15 protein-coding genes are annotated in these 16603 nt (G+C 54.5%); 11 read left to right on the plus strand and 4 right to left on the minus strand.

The features are described 5' to 3' along the window. Nucleotides 1-185: 185 nt before the first annotated feature. Entirely contained in the window at nucleotides 186-1223 is a 1038-nt protein-coding gene (gene dusA, locus K7R23_RS08350; protein ID WP_012907674.1) for a tRNA dihydrouridine(20/20a) synthase DusA, read from the plus strand. Nucleotides 1224-1356: 133 nt separating this feature from the next. Continuing rightward, nucleotides 1357-1599, plus strand: coding sequence for an envelope stress response protein PspG (pspG, locus tag K7R23_RS08355; RefSeq protein WP_012907673.1), 243 nt, complete (start codon nucleotides 1357-1359; stop codon nucleotides 1597-1599). Between the two features lie 179 nt (nucleotides 1600-1778). On the opposite strand, the gene K7R23_RS08360 is transcribed toward pspG, so the two are convergent. Further along, nucleotides 1779-2762 (minus strand): quinone oxidoreductase, encoded by a 984-nt coding sequence (locus tag K7R23_RS08360; protein ID WP_012907672.1) that lies wholly within the window; start codon nucleotides 2760-2762, stop codon nucleotides 1779-1781. 64 nt (nucleotides 2763-2826) lie between these two features. Between K7R23_RS08360 and dnaB the strand changes: the two genes are divergently transcribed. The 6 genes from dnaB to K7R23_RS08390 all read left to right on the plus strand — a co-directional run bounded on the left by dnaB (nucleotide 2827) and on the right by K7R23_RS08390 (nucleotide 8752). Next, nucleotides 2827-4242 (plus strand): replicative DNA helicase, encoded by a 1416-nt coding sequence (dnaB, locus tag K7R23_RS08365; protein WP_012907671.1) that lies wholly within the window; start codon nucleotides 2827-2829, stop codon nucleotides 4240-4242. A gap of 151 nt (nucleotides 4243-4393) precedes the next feature. Continuing rightward, on the plus strand, nucleotides 4394-5473 hold the full coding sequence (gene alr, locus K7R23_RS08370; protein WP_012907670.1) for an alanine racemase: 1080 nt from the start codon (nucleotides 4394-4396) through the stop codon (nucleotides 5471-5473). 298 nt (nucleotides 5474-5771) lie between these two features. Then, nucleotides 5772-6965 (plus strand): aromatic amino acid transaminase, encoded by a 1194-nt coding sequence (gene tyrB / locus K7R23_RS08375; RefSeq protein ID WP_012907669.1) that lies wholly within the window; start codon nucleotides 5772-5774, stop codon nucleotides 6963-6965. 200 nt (nucleotides 6966-7165) lie between these two features. Beyond that, nucleotides 7166-7879, plus strand: coding sequence for an acid phosphatase AphA (gene aphA, locus K7R23_RS08380; protein WP_012907668.1), 714 nt, complete (start codon nucleotides 7166-7168; stop codon nucleotides 7877-7879). A 106-nt stretch (nucleotides 7880-7985) separates the two neighbouring features. Then, nucleotides 7986-8402 (plus strand): secondary thiamine-phosphate synthase enzyme YjbQ, encoded by a 417-nt coding sequence (locus K7R23_RS08385; protein WP_012907667.1) that lies wholly within the window; start codon nucleotides 7986-7988, stop codon nucleotides 8400-8402. Nucleotides 8403-8404: 2 nt separating this feature from the next. Next, nucleotides 8405-8752, plus strand: coding sequence for an MmcQ/YjbR family DNA-binding protein (locus K7R23_RS08390; RefSeq protein WP_012907666.1), 348 nt, complete (start codon nucleotides 8405-8407; stop codon nucleotides 8750-8752). A gap of 1 nt (nucleotide 8753) precedes the next feature. On the opposite strand, the gene K7R23_RS08395 is transcribed toward K7R23_RS08390, so the two are convergent. The 3 genes from K7R23_RS08395 to uvrA all read right to left on the minus strand — a co-directional run bounded on the left by K7R23_RS08395 (nucleotide 8754) and on the right by uvrA (nucleotide 12493). Further along, complete coding sequence (locus K7R23_RS08395) at nucleotides 8754-9083, minus strand: hypothetical protein (RefSeq protein ID WP_012907665.1); 330 nt, start codon at nucleotides 9081-9083, stop codon at nucleotides 8754-8756. Beyond that, nucleotides 9070-9516: a hypothetical protein gene (locus K7R23_RS08400; RefSeq protein ID WP_231851581.1), complete on the minus strand. Its 447-nt coding sequence runs from the start codon at nucleotides 9514-9516 to the stop codon at nucleotides 9070-9072. The genes K7R23_RS08395 and K7R23_RS08400 overlap by 14 nt, the downstream gene beginning before the upstream one ends. A gap of 154 nt (nucleotides 9517-9670) precedes the next feature. Continuing rightward, nucleotides 9671-12493 (minus strand): excinuclease ABC subunit UvrA, encoded by a 2823-nt coding sequence (gene uvrA, locus K7R23_RS08405; RefSeq protein WP_012907663.1) that lies wholly within the window; start codon nucleotides 12491-12493, stop codon nucleotides 9671-9673. 253 nt (nucleotides 12494-12746) lie between these two features. Between uvrA and ssb1 the strand changes: the two genes are divergently transcribed. The 3 genes from ssb1 to K7R23_RS08420 all read left to right on the plus strand — a co-directional run bounded on the left by ssb1 (nucleotide 12747) and on the right by K7R23_RS08420 (nucleotide 16567). Then, nucleotides 12747-13277 (plus strand): single-stranded DNA-binding protein SSB1, encoded by a 531-nt coding sequence (gene ssb1 / locus K7R23_RS08410; protein ID WP_012907662.1) that lies wholly within the window; start codon nucleotides 12747-12749, stop codon nucleotides 13275-13277. A 614-nt stretch (nucleotides 13278-13891) separates the two neighbouring features. Then, nucleotides 13892-15772, plus strand: coding sequence for a reverse transcriptase domain-containing protein (locus tag K7R23_RS08415; RefSeq protein ID WP_012907661.1), 1881 nt, complete (start codon nucleotides 13892-13894; stop codon nucleotides 15770-15772). A 363-nt stretch (nucleotides 15773-16135) separates the two neighbouring features. Further along, nucleotides 16136-16567, plus strand: a complete 432-nt coding sequence (locus K7R23_RS08420) for a universal stress protein (RefSeq protein WP_012907660.1) — start codon at nucleotides 16136-16138, stop codon at nucleotides 16565-16567. The last annotated feature ends 36 nt before the right edge of the window (nucleotides 16568-16603 follow it).

The raw sequence follows: 16603 nt of genomic DNA on the forward strand, positions 1-16603 counted from the left end.
TCCACAGGGTCGACAGAGGCGTTTTCCGTCTTGTTTTAAGCCCACATACAGAGCGCCGTCCACGCGAGGACGTTCTCCTGTGTTATAGTAAGCCATATCTTCATCACCCTCCGTAACTGAATACACCATTAATGCGTGTACTATTTGGTGTACTGAGGAATTAAAAATACGCCAAAAAGTTTAAAATGCAGCAAAATATAGAACCGCAGAATACTTTGCAAACCAGCAGGATACCTGAGAAAGTGGCCCACTTTCCCGCCCACCGCTTCTCCATCGCTCCCATGCTCGACTGGACGGACCGCCACTGCCGCTATTTCCTGCGCCTGCTGTCCCGTCAGACGTTGCTCTATACCGAGATGGTGACCACCGGGGCGATTATTCATGGCAAAGGCGATTATCTGGCGTACAGCGGGGAAGAGCATCCGCTTGCCCTGCAGCTTGGCGGTAGCGATCCGGCCCAGCTTGCGCAGTGTGCGAAGCTGGCGGAAGCGCGCGGTTACGATGAGATCAACCTTAACGTTGGCTGCCCGTCCGATCGCGTGCAGAACGGGATGTTTGGCGCATGCCTGATGGGGAACGCGCAACTGGTAGCCGATTGCGTGAAGGCGATGCGTAATACGGTGTCGATTCCAGTAACCGTGAAAACGCGCATCGGTATCGACGACCAGGACAGCTACGAATTCCTCTGCGATTTTATCGACACGGTGTCCGGTCACGGCGAATGCGAAACGTTTATTATCCACGCGCGTAAAGCCTGGCTCTCCGGGCTTAGCCCGAAGGAAAACCGCGAGATTCCGCCGCTGGATTACCCGCGCGTTTATCAGCTTAAGCGTGATTTCCCGCACCTGACGATGTCGATTAACGGCGGTATTAAATCGCTGGCGGAAGCCAAAGCGCACCTTGAACATATGGATGGCGTGATGGTTGGTCGCGAAGCCTACCAGAACCCGGGGATACTGGCGTCTGTAGACCGGGAAATTTTCGGTGTCGATAGTCCGGATGCCGATCCGGTTGCCGTGGTCCGCGCCATGTATCCTTATATCGAGCGTGAACTGAGTAACGGCACTTACCTGGGACATATCACCCGCCATATGCTCGGCCTGTTCCAGGGGATTCCGGGAGCGCGCCAGTGGCGTCGTTACCTGAGTGAAAATGCCCATAAAGCTGGCGCCGATATTAACGTCCTTGAGCATGCGTTAAAGCTGGTTGCAGATAAGCGTTAAAATTTCACCAATAGTTAGTCAATTTCACCACGCCCTGCGCTATGTCGCGGGGCATTTTATTGATAAAACAAGCAATTAAATCTGGCATGAATTTTGTAATGATCTGAGCAGAATTTCATTATGGGAGAGCGTCATGCTGGAACTACTTTTTGTGCTGGGCTTTTTTATCATGCTGATGGTCACGGGCGTCTCGCTGCTGGGGGTTCTCGCCGCGCTGGTGGTAGCTACCGTCGTGATGTTCCTCGGCGGGATGTTTGTTTTGATGATCAAACTGCTGCCGTGGCTGCTGCTGGCTGTTGCTGCGGTATGGGTCATAAAGGCGATCAAATCGCCAAAAGTGCCGCAGTATCAGCGAAATAACCGTTGGCGTTACTAAGGTATTGTGCAGAGGATCACACCCTGTCACTTTGCCTTCAGAAGCAAATAGGAATTGATTAGCAAATCTGTCACTATGCGCGTCTGACGTATTCATCGCGCTGTACCCTACATACAGCCGAACTAAAAAAAGAAAGGGCTTCCCGAGTGGAAGCCCTAATTCTTTCATCCGCTTCATCCTTACGGAATCAGCAGACTGGAGCCCTGCGTGGCCCGGCTTTCCAGCGCTTCATGTGCGCGCTGCGCGTCTTTCAGGGCAAACTTCTGCGCGTCCGCAACATCCACTTTGATCACGCCGCTGGCTACCAGCGAGAACAGCTCATTGCTGGCTTCAGTAAGCTCATCGCGGTTGGTGACATAGCCCTGTAAAGAGGGGCGCGTGACGTATAAAGACCCTTTCTGATTGAGGATACCAAGATTGACGCCGGTAACCGGGCCGGAAGAGTTGCCGAAGCTTACCATCAGGCCGCGGCGTTGCAGGCAGTCCAGCGAGGCTTCCCAGGTATCTTTGCCGACAGAGTCGTACACGACGCGCACTTTTTTGCCGTCGGTCAACTCTTTAATCCGTTCAACAAGATTCTCTTCGCGGTAGTTGATGACCTGCCATGCGCCCGCGTCCTTTGCCCGCTGCGCCTTTTGCGCGCTGCCCACGGTGCCGATAAGCCGGGCGCCCAGCGCTTTTGCCCACTGACAGGCAATCAGGCCCACGCCGCCTGCCGCGGCATGAAACAGGAACGGCTCGTCGGGCTTGATTTCATACGTTTTACGCAGCAGATAAAAGACGGTCAGCCCCTTCAGAAATGAAGCGGCGGCCTGTTCATAAGAGATGGCGTCAGGCAGGATAGCCGCCTTGTCAGCCGGTACGTTGTGCAGCGAACTGTAGGCGCCGAGCGCGGCCTGCGCGTACACTACGCGATCGCCCGGTTTAATATGACTCACGCCGCGGCCAACCTTGCTCACCACGCCAGCCGCTTCGGTGCCTAACCCGCTGGGCAACGCCGGCGGCGGATAAAGCCCGCTGCGGATGTAGGTGTCGATGTAGTTAATACCGATTGCTTTGTTTTCGACCTGGATTTCATTCTCCGCCGGATCGGCGGGGGTAAACTCCACGACCTGAAGCACTTCAGGACCACCATGCTTGTGAAATTCAATACGTGTTGCCATGCTTCCTCCAGAAAAAATGTGATAATCTTTCGACCCAATCACTATTTCGGTAACTCCTTTCACTATGGCAGGAAATAAACCCTTCAACAAACAACAGACTGATGCCCGTGAGCGCGACCCGCAGGTTGCCGGGCTGAAAGTGCCGCCGCACTCGATTGAAGCGGAACAGTCGGTGTTGGGCGGTTTAATGCTGGATAACGAGCGCTGGGACGACGTTGCCGAACGCGTGGTGGCGGATGATTTTTATACCCGTCCGCATCGTCATATCTTTACCGAGATGGGGCGGTTGCAGGAGAGCGGCAGTCCGATCGATCTGATTACGCTTGCAGAATCCCTTGAGCGTCAGGGGCAACTGGACAGCGTCGGCGGCTTTGCGTATCTGGCTGAACTGTCAAAGAATACGCCAAGCGCGGCGAACATCAGCGCCTACGCCGATATCGTGCGCGAGCGCGCCGTTGTGCGCGAAATGATCTCCGTGGCTAATGAGATAGCCGAAGCGGGTTTCGATCCGCAGGGGCGCACCAGCGAAGACCTGCTCGATCTCGCCGAATCCCGCGTCTTTAAAATTGCCGAAAGCCGGGCCAATAAAGACGAAGGGCCAAAAAATATCGCCGATGTGCTCGACGCCACCGTCGCGCGTATCGAACAGCTGTTCCAGCAGCCGCACGACGGCGTAACCGGCGTCAATACCGGCTACGACGATCTGAATAAAAAGACCGCCGGTTTGCAGCCCTCGGATTTGATTATCGTCGCCGCGCGTCCGTCAATGGGGAAAACCACTTTTGCGATGAACCTCGTCGAAAACGCGGCGATGTTGCAGGATAAACCGGTACTTATCTTCAGTCTGGAGATGCCCTCGGAACAGATTATGATGCGTTCTCTGGCCTCGCTGTCGCGCGTCGATCAGACCCGCATCCGTACCGGCCAGCTTGACGATGAGGACTGGGCGCGCATATCCGGCACGATGGGCATTCTGCTGGAAAAACGTAACATCTACATTGACGACTCTTCCGGCCTGACGCCGACGGAGGTGCGTTCCCGCGCGCGCCGTATCGCCCGCGAGCACGGCGGCATCGGGCTTATCATGATCGACTACCTCCAGCTGATGCGCGTGCCGTCGCTTTCTGATAACCGTACGCTGGAAATCGCCGAAATCTCCCGCTCGCTGAAGGCGCTGGCGAAAGAGCTACAAGTGCCGGTGGTGGCGCTGTCGCAGCTTAACCGCTCGCTGGAACAGCGCGCCGATAAGCGCCCGGTCAACTCAGACCTGCGTGAATCCGGCTCCATCGAGCAGGATGCCGACCTGATCATGTTTATCTACCGTGATGAGGTCTATCACGAGAACAGCGACCTGAAAGGCATCGCGGAAATCATTATTGGTAAGCAGCGTAACGGCCCTATCGGTACGGTACGACTGACATTTAACGGGCAATGGTCGCGTTTTGATAATTATGCCGGGCCACAATACGACGACGAATAAATAATTTGGCTATTTTATTTGCGATTTTGGGATTGGGCAGTGCTCGCCATCCTCACGTACTTCAGTACGCTCCGGTGGCTGCGCGCTGGCCTCACCCAAACTTGCTGCAACAATAACGCCAAATTTGGGACAAATAATTCAAGGAATTCAAATGCAAGCGGCAACAGTTGTTATTAACCGCCGCGCTCTGCGACACAATCTGCAGCGTCTGCGTCAGCTGGCCCCTGCCAGCAAACTGGTTGCAGTAGTGAAAGCGAACGCCTATGGACACGGTCTGTTAGAGACCGCGCGAACGCTCCCCGATGCCGACGCTTTTGGCGTCGCGCGTCTCGAAGAGGCTCTGCGCCTGCGCGCGGGCGGCATTACGCAGCCAGTACTGCTGCTGGAAGGCTTTTTTGAGGCGTCAGACTTACCGACCATCTCCGCGCAGCATCTGCACACAGCGGTACATAACGAGGAGCAACTGGCCGCGCTGGAAAGCGCCAGCCTGGATGAGCCGGTGACGGTGTGGATGAAGCTTGATACCGGGATGCACCGTCTGGGCGTGCTGCCGGAGCAGGCTGAGGCTTTTTACCAGCGCCTGACGAAATGCAAAAACGTACGCCAGCCGGTGAATATCATCAGTCATTTTGCCCGTGCGGACGAGCCGGAAAGCGGGGCGACGGAAAAGCAGCTTAATATCTTCAACACTTTCTGTGAAGGCAAACCGGGTCAGCGTTCCATTGCCGCCTCTGGCGGGATCCTGCTGTGGTCGCAGTCGCATTTCAACTGGGCGCGTCCGGGGATTATTCTTTACGGCGTGTCGCCGCTGGAGAACCGTTCTACCGGCGCCGATTTCGGCTGCCAGCCGGTGATGTCATTAACTTCAAGTCTGATTGCGGTGCGTGAGCATAAGGCGGGCGAACCGGTCGGCTATGGCGGTACGTGGCAAAGCGAACGCGACACGCGCCTTGGCGTGGTGGCGATGGGCTACGGCGACGGCTATCCGCGCGCGGCGCCTTCCGGAACTCCGGTGCTGGTAAACGGTCGCGAAGTACCGATCGTCGGTCGCGTGGCGATGGATATGATCTGCGTCGACCTGGGGCCAGAAGCGCAGGATAAAGCGGGCGATCCGGTGATTTTGTGGGGCGAAGGGTTACCCGTGGAACGGATTGCCGAAATAACAAAAGTAAGTGCTTACGAACTTATCACGCGCCTGACATCAAGGGTGGCGATGAAGTACATTGATTAATCGTGCGGCGTGCGCTTACATTCACCCCTAGGCCCGGTAAGCGTCAGCGCCACCGGGCAATTTCGGCGGATGGCGGCATAAATGCCTTATCCGGCCTACGGGTATATCACGCGCCTGACATCAAGGGTGGCCACCCGTAGGCCCGGTAAGCGTCAGCGCCACCGGGCAATCTCGCCGGATAAGGCGCAGCCGCCCTTCGGCAGATACCGTTATTATCTGCGCAACATCCTCTCGATCTTCTCATCCTTCCGGTTTATTGTGTTGTTATTCCCTGTCTGTAAACCCGGAGAACCATCGCGTGTTTCAAAAAGTTGACGCCTATGCGGGCGACCCGATCCTGTCGCTCATGGAGCGGTTTAAGGATGACCCGCGTAGTGACAAAGTGAATCTGAGTATCGGCCTCTACTACAACGAAGACGGCATCATCCCGCAGCTCGACGCGGTAGCGGAAGCGCAGGCGCGGCTGAATGCCCGGGCGCACGGCGCTTCACTGTATCTGCCGATGGAAGGACTGAACAGCTACCGTCACGCCATTGCGCCGCTGCTGTTTGGCGCCGATCACCCGGTTCTCCGGCAACAGCGTATCGCCACCATTCAGACGCTTGGCGGCTCCGGCGCGCTGAAGGTCGGCGCCGATTTCCTCAAACACTATTTTCCGGATTCCGGCGTGTGGGTCAGCGACCCGACGTGGGAAAATCATATCGCTATCTTTGAAGGGGCAGGCTTCGAAGTAAGTACTTACCCCTGGTATGATGACGCCACTAACGGCGTGCGTTTCAACGACTTACTGACATGTCTCAAAACGTTGCCCGCGCGCAGTATTGTGCTGCTACATCCCTGCTGCCATAACCCAACCGGGGCGGATTTAACCCACGCGCAGTGGGATGAGGTGATTGAGATCCTGAAAGCAGGCGATCTTATCCCGTTCCTCGACATCGCCTATCAGGGCTTTGGCGCCGGGATGGACGATGACGCTTATGCGATTCGCGCTATCGCCAGCGCCGGGCTGCCTGCTCTGGTCAGCAATTCGTTCTCGAAGATTTTCTCGCTCTACGGCGAGCGCGTCGGCGGGCTGTCGGTGGTGTGTGAAGATGCGGAAACCGCCGGGCGGGTGCTGGGACAGCTGAAAGCCACCGTGCGCCGCAACTACTCCAGCCCGCCAAACTTTGGCGCGCAGCTGGTTGCGACGGTGCTGGGCGATGCGGCGCTGAAAGCAAACTGGCTGGCGGAAGTGGAAGCGATGCGAACGCGAATTCTGGCGATGCGTCAGGAACTGGTGACGGTGCTGACGGCGACCATTCCGGGGCGTAATTTTGATTACCTGTTAAAACAGCGCGGAATGTTCAGCTATACCGGGCTGAGCGCTCAGCAGGTCGATCGCCTGCGCGACGAGTTTGGCGTTTACCTGATCGCCAGCGGCCGCATGTGCGTGGCCGGGCTGAACGCCGCTAACGTCCAGCGCGTGGCAAAAGCCTTTGCCGCCGTAATGTAAGTTTTATCTCCCTTGCCGGATATGCGGTATATCGCTATCTGGCAAAACGAAATTCTCTGCGCGATTATCTTATTTTTCTGCATTTTCCTGACGAAACGGCAAAAAATTCTTCCTTTCACCCGCCTCCGGGGGTAAGGTCAGGGGGTTTTTTGGACAGTCGTACCTAAAATAGATAACTAAATGACTTTAAAGGGAAAAGTATGCGTAAGGTCTCGCTGGCGCTGAGCGCCGCCTGTTTGTTGTTTACCTTAAACTATACTGCCAGCGCGCTGGCCTCTTCTCCTTCACCGCTCAATCCGGGCACTAACGTCGCGAAGCTTGCGGAGCAGGCGCCGGTCCACTGGGTTTCCGTCGCCCAGATCGAAAAAAGCCTGACCGGACGTCCGCCGATGGCCGTTGGTTTTGATATCGACGATACCGTGCTGTTTTCCAGCCCCGGCTTCTGGCGCGGCAAGAAAATGTACTCGCCGGACAGCGAAGAGTATCTGAAGAACCCGGCATTCTGGGAGAAGATGAATAACGGCTGGGACGAATTCAGTATTCCAAAAGAGGTGGCGCGTCAACTGATTGCCCTGCATCTTCGCCGCGGCGACAGCATCTTCTTTGTCACCGGCCGCAGCCAGACCAGCAATGAAAGGGTGTCGAAAACGCTGGCCGATGACTTTCTGATCCCCGCGACGGTGATGAATCCGGTGATTTTTGCCGGCGATAAGCCTGGGCAGAACAGCAAAATTCAGTGGCTACAGGCCAAAAATATCCGCATCTTCTATGGCGATTCGGATAACGACATCGCTGCCGCCCGGGAACTGGGCATCCGCGGCATACGTATACTGCGCGCCTCCAACTCAACGTACAAACCGTTACCGCAGGCCGGGGCGTTTGGCGAAGAGGTGATTGTGAACTCGGAATATTAATATCTGCCCTTGTACGCTGTTTTTTTAAACAAAAATTAGCCCATCGCTTTTACCTTTCGCTGACTTGCTGCAAACTGAATAGAGACGTTTCAACAAGGAGCAGCCTATGTGGTATCAGCAAACCCTGACCTTACACGCGAAGCCGCGCGGATTTCATCTCATTACGGATGAGATCCTCGGGCAACTGGCGGAAATGCCGCGCGTGGAGAATGGCTTGCTGCATCTGCTGCTGCAACACACCTCCGCATCTCTGACGCTTAATGAGAACTGCGATCCCACCGTCCGGCAGGATATGGTACGCTTCTTCCTGAAAACCGTTCCCGATAACGGCGATTACGAACACGACTATGAAGGGCCGGATGACATGCCTGCGCATATCAAATCCTCCCTGCTCGGCGTATCGCTGCTGCTGCCGGTTCATAAAGGGCGCGTAAAGCTGGGAACCTGGCAAGGCATCTGGCTTGGCGAGCATCGTATCCACGGCGGTTCGCGCCAGATTATCGCGACACTACAAGGGGAATAAAGATGACCAATTCAGAGTTACTGCAATATTGCATGGCGAAACCCGGCGCGGAACAGAGCGTGCACAGCGACTGGAAAGCCACGCAAATCAAGGTTGAAGACGTGCTCTTTGCCATGGTGAAAGAGGTGGAAGAACGCCCGGCGGTATCTCTGAAAACCAGCCCCGAACTGGCGGAACTGCTGCGCCAGCAGCACAGCGACGTGCGTCCGAGCCGCCATCTGAACAAGGCGCACTGGAGCACCGTTTATCTCGATGGTTCGCTGCCGGATTCGCAAATCTACTACCTGGTGGACGCCTCCTACCAGCTGGCGGTAAATACCCTGCCGGAAGAGAAGCGTAAGCAGCTCTGACTTAACAGGCTTTCAGTAGCGTCGTCAGAGCAAGATCGATCAGCCGGATAAGCGTTGCATGGATCCGGCTGCGCAGAGCAATCTGCGCGTTATTGGCGCGTATCAGCGCCATTTCCCGCTGACCCTCCAGCAAAATGACGACATCCTCCAAGTCCAGCCAGCCGCACGCCTTCTCCTGTAATATGCGGGCGATGAACGCGCTGGTTTCGCGGATCCCGGCGTCATCATCCTGGCGCGCCTGCTCGAGCAGGCGGGTAAACTCAAATGCCAGATATTGTTGGTCTGGTCCTGCTTCGGCGAGCTGCGGGTTGCGTTTTTCAGTGAATGGCATCATCTCCTCCTGTGCGGCAGGGGGAATCCGTTCTCAGACACTCCCCCTGCATGGCTAATTGCCAGGCGCGCTGCGTCTGTTGTTGATAAAGGCTGAGCTGGGCGGGCGTGAGAGGTTTGCCGCGCGCTAACACTCGCGTGTACAGCCGCGAGTAGCTGCGCTCAAGGATCGTCAGATTGTCGAGCCGCAGTTCGTCGCCCAGGCGCTCGGCCAGCATCCAGGCCTGCGAAAACCGTTGGCGAATAGCCCGATCGTCCTGCGCCAGCTGTTCTCCGTCCCACGGCGATTGCCCGGCGTCGTTAATAAAGCGCAAAGAGAGCGTTTCCAGCGTCTGCAACTGCTGAAAAGCCCTCGCGTCATACCGGTCGGTAAGGACGCAGGCGGACAGAAACAGGCAGACGGAAAGCACAAACCAGTGAGTTAACTTCATCATTTTTTACCGCAACCAAAACCGTTGACGCCATCAAACGTCAGAGCGGGGCGGGCGGCAAATCACAAATACTCACGGGTGAAAAATGAGAAAAGATGAGGAAAAATGTGGGACGGGGAGGCCGCTTCCCGCCAGGGCAGGAAGCGGCTGAGGAGGGTCAGAGCATCGGTTTCAGGAAGCGCGCGGTGTGTGAGGCTTCACATTCCGCCACGGTTTCCGGCGTGCCGGAGACGAGAATTTCCCCGCCGCCGCTGCCGCCTTCCGGACCGAGATCGACAATCCAGTCCGCGGTCTTAATCACGTCCAGGTTGTGTTCAATGACCACGATGGTATTGCCCTGATCGCGTAGCTGATGCAGCACGTCCAGCAGTTGCTGGATATCGGCGAAGTGCAGACCGGTGGTCGGCTCGTCCAGAATGTACAACGTCTGGCCGGTACCGCGCTTTGACAGCTCGCGCGCCAGCTTCACGCGCTGGGCCTCGCCGCCGGAAAGCGTGGTGGCGGACTGGCCGAGACGGATGTAGGTCAGGCCGACATCCATCAGCGTTTGCAGCTTCCGCGCCAGCGCGGGCACCGCATCAAAGAATTCACGCGCCTCTTCGATGGTCATATCCAGCACTTCGTGGATGGTCTTACCCTTGTATTTAATCTCCAGCGTTTCGCGGTTATAGCGTTTGCCTTTGCACTGATCGCACGGGACGTAAATATCCGGCAGGAAGTGCATTTCCACTTTGATCACCCCGTCGCCCTGACAGGCTTCACAGCGTCCGCCGCGCACGTTAAAGCTGAAACGACCCGGCGTATAGCCGCGCGAGCGCGCTTCCGGTACGCCGGCAAACAGCTCGCGAACCGGCGTAAACACGCCGGTATAGGTGGCCGGGTTGGAACGCGGGGTACGCCCGATTGGGCTCTGATCAATATCGATCACCTTGTCGAAATGTTCCAGTCCCTGCACGTCGCGGTACGGCGCCGGTTCGGTGATAGTCGCGCCGTTCAGCGCGCGCTGGGCAATCGGGAACAGCGTATCGTTGATCAGCGTCGACTTCCCGGAACCGGATACGCCGGTGATGCAGGTGAACAGGCCCACCGGCAGCGTCAGCGTAACGTCTCTCAGGTTATTGCCGCGCGCGCCGGTCAGCTTCAGTACTTTTTCCGGATTAGCGGGCACACGCTGCTTCGGCACCTCGATTTTACGCTTGCCGCTCATATACTGTCCGGTAAGCGATTCCGGCACCGCCATAATCGCGGCCAGCGGGCCTTCGGCCACCACTTCGCCGCCGTGAACGCCTGCGCCCGGACCGATATCGATCACGTGGTCGGCGGCGCGAATCGCATCTTCATCGTGCTCGACCACAATCACGGTATTGCCGAGGTTGCGCAGGTGAATCAGCGTACCCAGCAGACGCTCGTTGTCGCGCTGGTGGAGGCCGATTGACGGCTCATCCAGCACGTACATTACGCCGACTAAGCCAGCGCCAATCTGGCTTGCCAGGCGGATACGCTGCGCTTCGCCGCCGGAGAGCGTCTCCGCTGAGCGGGAAAGCGTCAGGTAGTTCAGGCCGACGTTGACAAGAAACTTCAGGCGATCGCCAATCTCTTTCAGCACTTTCTCGGCAATTTTCGCCCGCTGACCGGAAAGTTTGAGATTGTTGAAGAAGTCCATCGCATGGCCGATGCTCATGTCGGAAATGGCCGGTAGCGGCGTATTTTCGACAAAGACGTGGCGCGCTTCACGACGCAGACGCGTCCCTTCGCAGCTGGCGCACGGACGATTGCTGATGAACTTCGCTAACTCTTCACGTACCGCGCTGGATTCCGTCTCTTTATAGCGGCGCTCCATGTTATGCAGCACGCCTTCGAACGGGTGGCGGCGCACGGAGGTGTCGCCGCGATCGTTCATGTATTTGAACTCAATGCTCTCTTTGCCGGAACCGTACAGCACGACTTTGTGCACGTTGGCGCTCAGGCTTGCCCACGGCGCGTCCACGTCGAACTTATAGTGCTCCGCCAGCGATTTCAGCATCTGGAAATAATAAAAGTTGCGCCGATCCCAGCCGCGGATCGCGCCGCCGGCCAGCGACAGATCCGGATTCTGGATCACGCGATCCGGATCGAAATACTGCTGCACGCCGAGGCCGTCGCAGGTCGGGCAGGCGCCCGCCGGGTTGTTGAACGAGAACAGGCGCGGTTCCAGTTCGCGCATGCTGTAGCCGCAAATCGGGCAGGCGAAGTTGGCGGAAAAGAGCATCTCTTCCGCTTTGGTATCGTCCATATCGGCAACCACCGCCGTTCCGCCGGAAAGCTCCAGCGTGGTCTCAAACGATTCCGCCAGGCGGGTGCTGAGATCGTCGCGCACTTTGAAGCGATCGATCACCACCTCGATGGTATGTTTCTTTTGCAGCTCCAGCTTTGGCGGATCGGAGAGATCGCACACTTCGCCGTCGATACGGGCGCGGATATAGCCCTGGCTTGCCAGGTTTTCCAGCGTTTTGGTGTGCTCGCCTTTGCGCTCTTTGATCACCGGCGCCAGCAGCATCAGGCGTTTGCCCTCAGGCTGCGAAAGCACATTGTCGACCATCTGGCTCACCGTCTGCGCCGCCAGCGGAACGTCGTGGTCCGGACAGCGCGGTTCGCCGACGCGGGCGAACAGCAGACGCAGGTAGTCGTGGATCTCGGTAATGGTGCCGACGGTGGAGCGTGGGTTATGCGACGTCGATTTTTGCTCGATTGAGATAGCGGGCGACAGCCCCTCAATATGATCGACATCCGGCTTTTCCATCAGCGACAGAAACTGACGCGCATAGGCGGAAAGGGATTCAACGTAACGACGCTGCCCTTCGGCATACAGGGTGTCGAAAGCGAGCGAGGATTTGCCAGACCCCGAAAGCCCGGTCACGACAATCAGTTTGTCGCGGGGGATAACGAGGTTGATGTTTTTGAGATTATGGGTGCGGGCGCCCCGAACTTCGATCTTATCCATTCACCTTTCCCGGATTAAACGCTTTTTGCCCGGCTGCATGCAAGGTGCGCCCGGCGATCACAAACGGTTAATTATGACACAATATAACCTGAATGGATATACAGTATTGGAATGCAAAACGCAGAGTAGTGTGTAACAATGTCCGGCCGGGGTCGTTTCGCGGAATCGACGTCACAACGTGGTAAAACCGCTATTGGTAATGCTACAATCCCGCGTTTACACTTATTAAGAAACGTTTTCAGGAGACTCGATCATGGCCAGCAGAGGCATAAACAAAGTTATTCTGGTTGGTAATCTGGGTCAGGACCCGGAAGTCCGCTATTTGCCGAGTGGCGGCGCAGTTGCCAACTTTACGCTGGCTACGTCGGACTCCTGGCGCGACAAGCAGACCGGCGAAATGAAAGAACAGACCGAATGGCACCGCATCGTGATGTTCGGCAAGCTGGCTGAAGTGGCAGGCGAATACCTGCGTAAAGGTTCCCAGGTTTACATCGAAGGCCAGCTGCGCACCCGTAAATGGACCGATCAGAGCGGGCAGGAGCGCTACACCACCGAGATCAACGTGCCGCAGATTGGCGGCGTGATGCAGATGCTCGGCAGCCGTCAGGGCGGCGGCGCGCCAGCGGGCGGTCAGCAGCAGCAGGGCGGTTGGGGCCAGCCGCAGCAACCGCAGCAGGGCGGCAACCAGTTCAGCGGCGGCGCGCAGTCTCGCCCGCAGCAGTCTGCGCCAGCAGCGCCGTCTAACGAACCGCCGATGGATTTCGACGACGACATCCCGTTCTGAGTGCGCCGTTTTGCTTTGTAAATCAAGTGGTTAATTCAAGTCATTGAGTTAATCATAGGCTGTTGGAATGCCTATTGCAAGCCTGACTTATCCTTACCCAGTAATGGGTTTGAACCTCGAAAGAGGGAGGGGAGTGTAGCATGTCAGGAAAAGGCTGGTTGCGGGGAAATAACCTACTTTGCGCCAGCCATTGCAAGTCCCATATGGTTAAGCCTGATTGATTGAATCATAGTTCATAGTGGGTTTCGGGATATCTATGGCTCACGGTTATTCAGGAGTCATACCAATATTTATAGTAATCATGTCGAGAAGGTTACTATATCCAACAATATTGGCACCTGCTCGGTGAGAGTGGTAATTGAACGTAAGTGGAACCTAAGTGGGATGCACCTTGACTACAAAGAAATACGGGATTACCTAAGTTGGTTGAGTAATTAACCAATATGGTAACGGAGACTCCGTAGTACCCAACGTAGCTCTGTAATGGAGTCGCAATTGGCTAACCAATCTGAAAGATATATATAAATTGATAAGAAATTATCAATGAAATTATATTCGTAAGGGGGAAGGGAGTCAGTTGGATCTATACTAATAGAAGCGAGGTTCGATAGTCAGTGCTATCACAGAGAACACTCAATGCTCTAAGTGGTATAAACAAAGCCAGTACACAAGGTTATAAGATCAAGAAGCTGCACAAAATCATGTGTAGCAATAAAGATCTTTGGGCACAGGCCTATGCCAATATTTATTCTAATCAGGGAGCCATGACGAGAGGAATAAATAATAATACGATGGATGGAATGAGCGTGGACAGGATTATTAATCTCATTCAGCTTATAAACTCAGACTCGTATAAACCCAAACCTTGCCGGCGCACGCACATACCTAAAGATGCCCGAAAACCGAATGGAAAGAAACGTCCATTAGGTATTCCAACTGGAGACGATAAATTAATACAAGAAGTAATGAGGATGTTATTGGAAGAGATCTATGAACCGGTTTTTAGCGACTGGAGTTATGGATTCAGGCCTAAACGTTCCTGTCATTCTGCATTAAAAGAAATCAGAAACGGTTGGAAAGGAACAAAATGGGTATGTGATGTTGATATCAAAGGTTACTTCGACAACATTGACCACGGTCTGCTGCTGAAATTCCTGAGCAAGCGGATCGCTGATAACAAATTTCTGGCGCTTCTCAAGAAGTTCCTGAAAGCTGGCTATCTGGACAACTGGCGTTACTTTGGCACACATAGCGGGACACCACAAGGCGGTATTATCTCCCCTATTCTTGCCAATGTATTTCTCCACGAGCTTGATGAATTTATGAAAAATAGAATCACCGAGTTCGGCAAAGGAGGACGGAGGAAACCCAATCCCATATACAAAAGAGCACTACAAAACCGGGCAAATCGTATTAAATGGATCAGGCAAGGTTTCGGCGCTTCAGGAATGCCTGCTGATGAGCAGAAAATCCAAAAATGGAAAAATGAAGCTGATGAACTGGAGAAACAATTGCGCACATTATCCAGTGTTATTATGGATGATACTGAATTCAAAAGAATGCGGTATGTTCGATATGCTGATGATTTTCTGATTGGTGTGACAGGAAGTAAAAGTGAGGCGAAAAAGATAATGAAAGAGGTTGTCGATTTTGTTGAAACTGAACTTCATCTGGAAATATCACAAGAAAAATCTGGCATTATTGACCCAAAGAAAGGATTCACTTTTCTCGGTTATGAAATTAAAACACGCCGAGAAAGCAAACAGGTCAAATGTGTTGTAGGGCTTAATGCAGATGGAAGTAAAACTCATGCGGTAAAACGTACGATAACGGAACACGTCCATCTGGGTGTACCGAGGGAAAGAATCCTGAAATTCTGCTCTCTACGTGGCTATGGGAATTACGATGGCGGATATGGTAATAGTGCTGGTCGGCCAGCAATGATGCACATGTCTGACTATGAAATAATTGGTCAGTACAACGCCGAAATGCGCGGCTATGCGAATTACTACAATCTTGCCCCCGTTCTCTATCTCAATAAGTTGCATTGGATATGGGAAAATAGTCTTTATAAGACGCTGGCAGGTAAACATCGGATGTCACGCACCAAAATCGCGCGGCGGTTAAGGCAAGCGGATGGCAGGTATGTTTATTGGGAAAATCGTAATGGAAAGGTATATGAGTTGGAGGTATTCAGACTCAAAAACAGGAGTGCGCCAAAACACAGTTCACCGGATATATTGCCGAACACGCATAAATATTCTGGTAGAACTGAATTGCTGGACAGGATGGCTGCATGCCAATGTGAATATTGCGGTACCAGAACCGGTCCTTTTGAAGTCCACCATGTGAGGAAACTTAAGGATATCAAGTCGGGTACAGATAACTGGAAGAAGCTGATGATTGCCCGTAACAGGAAAACATTAGTGATCTGCCGGACCTGTCACGTTAACCTTCACAGAGGAACACTGCCAGACCGAATAAGCTTTGTTTGATCCAATGGAGAGCCGTATGCACAGAAATGTGCACGTACGGTTCGGTGGGGGGGCAACGGCTAACCCGTTCTGGGCGCACGTGCCCTACCCAACTTGCGCTGTTTGCCTGCATATCGAAAAGCTCCCGCCCGGGAGCTTTTTTATGGCATTCAGAAAGAAAATTCCTTAGCAGGCGTGTCAGTTTTGTCATCTCAGGTAAACTAATCTACATACTTTTCATTAAGTTACCAAAATTGCTCGCGATCACAATCATCCTCGTTCAGTCAGCTATCCTCGGGTGGCAATCTTCAAAACGACCAGTGAACCTTGCCAGGCGTTTCATGGAATTACAGATAGCCTGTCAGTGAACATAAGGAAATTATGATGAACAAAGTGATTTTGATGCCCGTTGATATTCTGGCGATGGACCTTTCCGATAAAGCGATTGCCTGGGCCGATCGGCTGCTCGACAAAGAGGAGGGCGTGCTGCACCTCCTGCATGTTTTTCCTAAGCTGCACACCTCTGCGATTCGCGGTTTTGCTTCGGATATCAAAAAATACGAAGAGTATATGGCTAACGATGCGCGGGAAAAGTTGCTGGCGCTGGCGAGAAAGTTTAAAACCCCCCTTGAGCGGATTCACTTCGAGGTGCGCTACGGCAATATCCGTGATGAAGTGAACAGCGCGGTGGCTGCGCTGAATGCGGACGCCATTATTATCGGCTCCCGTAAGCCGGGAATAAGCACTCACTTACTCGGCTCGGCGGCCGCCAATATATTGCGCTACTCGAAGATTCCGGTGCTGGTTGTACGTTAAGTCGCAAACCCAGGCCTGATGGCGCGGCGCTTATCA

The sequence above is a fragment of the Citrobacter rodentium NBRC 105723 = DSM 16636 genome, assembly GCF_021278985.1.
Lineage (GTDB): Bacteria > Pseudomonadota > Gammaproteobacteria > Enterobacterales > Enterobacteriaceae > Citrobacter_A > Citrobacter_A rodentium.

What these genes read in the sequence shown, in the direction of transcription:
- dusA (WP_012907674.1), top strand. Translation starts at nt 186, where the DNA reads ATGCAGCAAAATATAGAACCGCAGAATACTTTGCAAACCAGCAGGATA.
- pspG (WP_012907673.1), top strand. Translation starts at nt 1,357, where the DNA reads ATGCTGGAACTACTTTTTGTGCTGGGCTTTTTTATCATGCTGATGGTC.
- K7R23_RS08360 (WP_012907672.1), bottom strand. Translation starts at nt 2,762, where the DNA reads ATGGCAACACGTATTGAATTTCACAAGCATGGTGGTCCTGAAGTGCTT.
- dnaB (WP_012907671.1), top strand. Translation starts at nt 2,827, where the DNA reads ATGGCAGGAAATAAACCCTTCAACAAACAACAGACTGATGCCCGTGAG.
- alr (WP_012907670.1), top strand. Translation starts at nt 4,394, where the DNA reads ATGCAAGCGGCAACAGTTGTTATTAACCGCCGCGCTCTGCGACACAAT.
- aphA (WP_012907668.1), top strand. Translation starts at nt 7,166, where the DNA reads ATGCGTAAGGTCTCGCTGGCGCTGAGCGCCGCCTGTTTGTTGTTTACC.
- K7R23_RS08385 (WP_012907667.1), top strand. Translation starts at nt 7,986, where the DNA reads ATGTGGTATCAGCAAACCCTGACCTTACACGCGAAGCCGCGCGGATTT.
- K7R23_RS08390 (WP_012907666.1), top strand. Translation starts at nt 8,405, where the DNA reads ATGACCAATTCAGAGTTACTGCAATATTGCATGGCGAAACCCGGCGCG.
- K7R23_RS08395 (WP_012907665.1), bottom strand. Translation starts at nt 9,083, where the DNA reads ATGCCATTCACTGAAAAACGCAACCCGCAGCTCGCCGAAGCAGGACCA.
- K7R23_RS08400 (WP_231851581.1), bottom strand. Translation starts at nt 9,516, where the DNA reads ATGATGAAGTTAACTCACTGGTTTGTGCTTTCCGTCTGCCTGTTTCTG.
- uvrA (WP_012907663.1), bottom strand. Translation starts at nt 12,493, where the DNA reads ATGGATAAGATCGAAGTTCGGGGCGCCCGCACCCATAATCTCAAAAAC.
- ssb1 (WP_012907662.1), top strand. Translation starts at nt 12,747, where the DNA reads ATGGCCAGCAGAGGCATAAACAAAGTTATTCTGGTTGGTAATCTGGGT.
- K7R23_RS08420 (WP_012907660.1), top strand. Translation starts at nt 16,136, where the DNA reads ATGAACAAAGTGATTTTGATGCCCGTTGATATTCTGGCGATGGACCTT.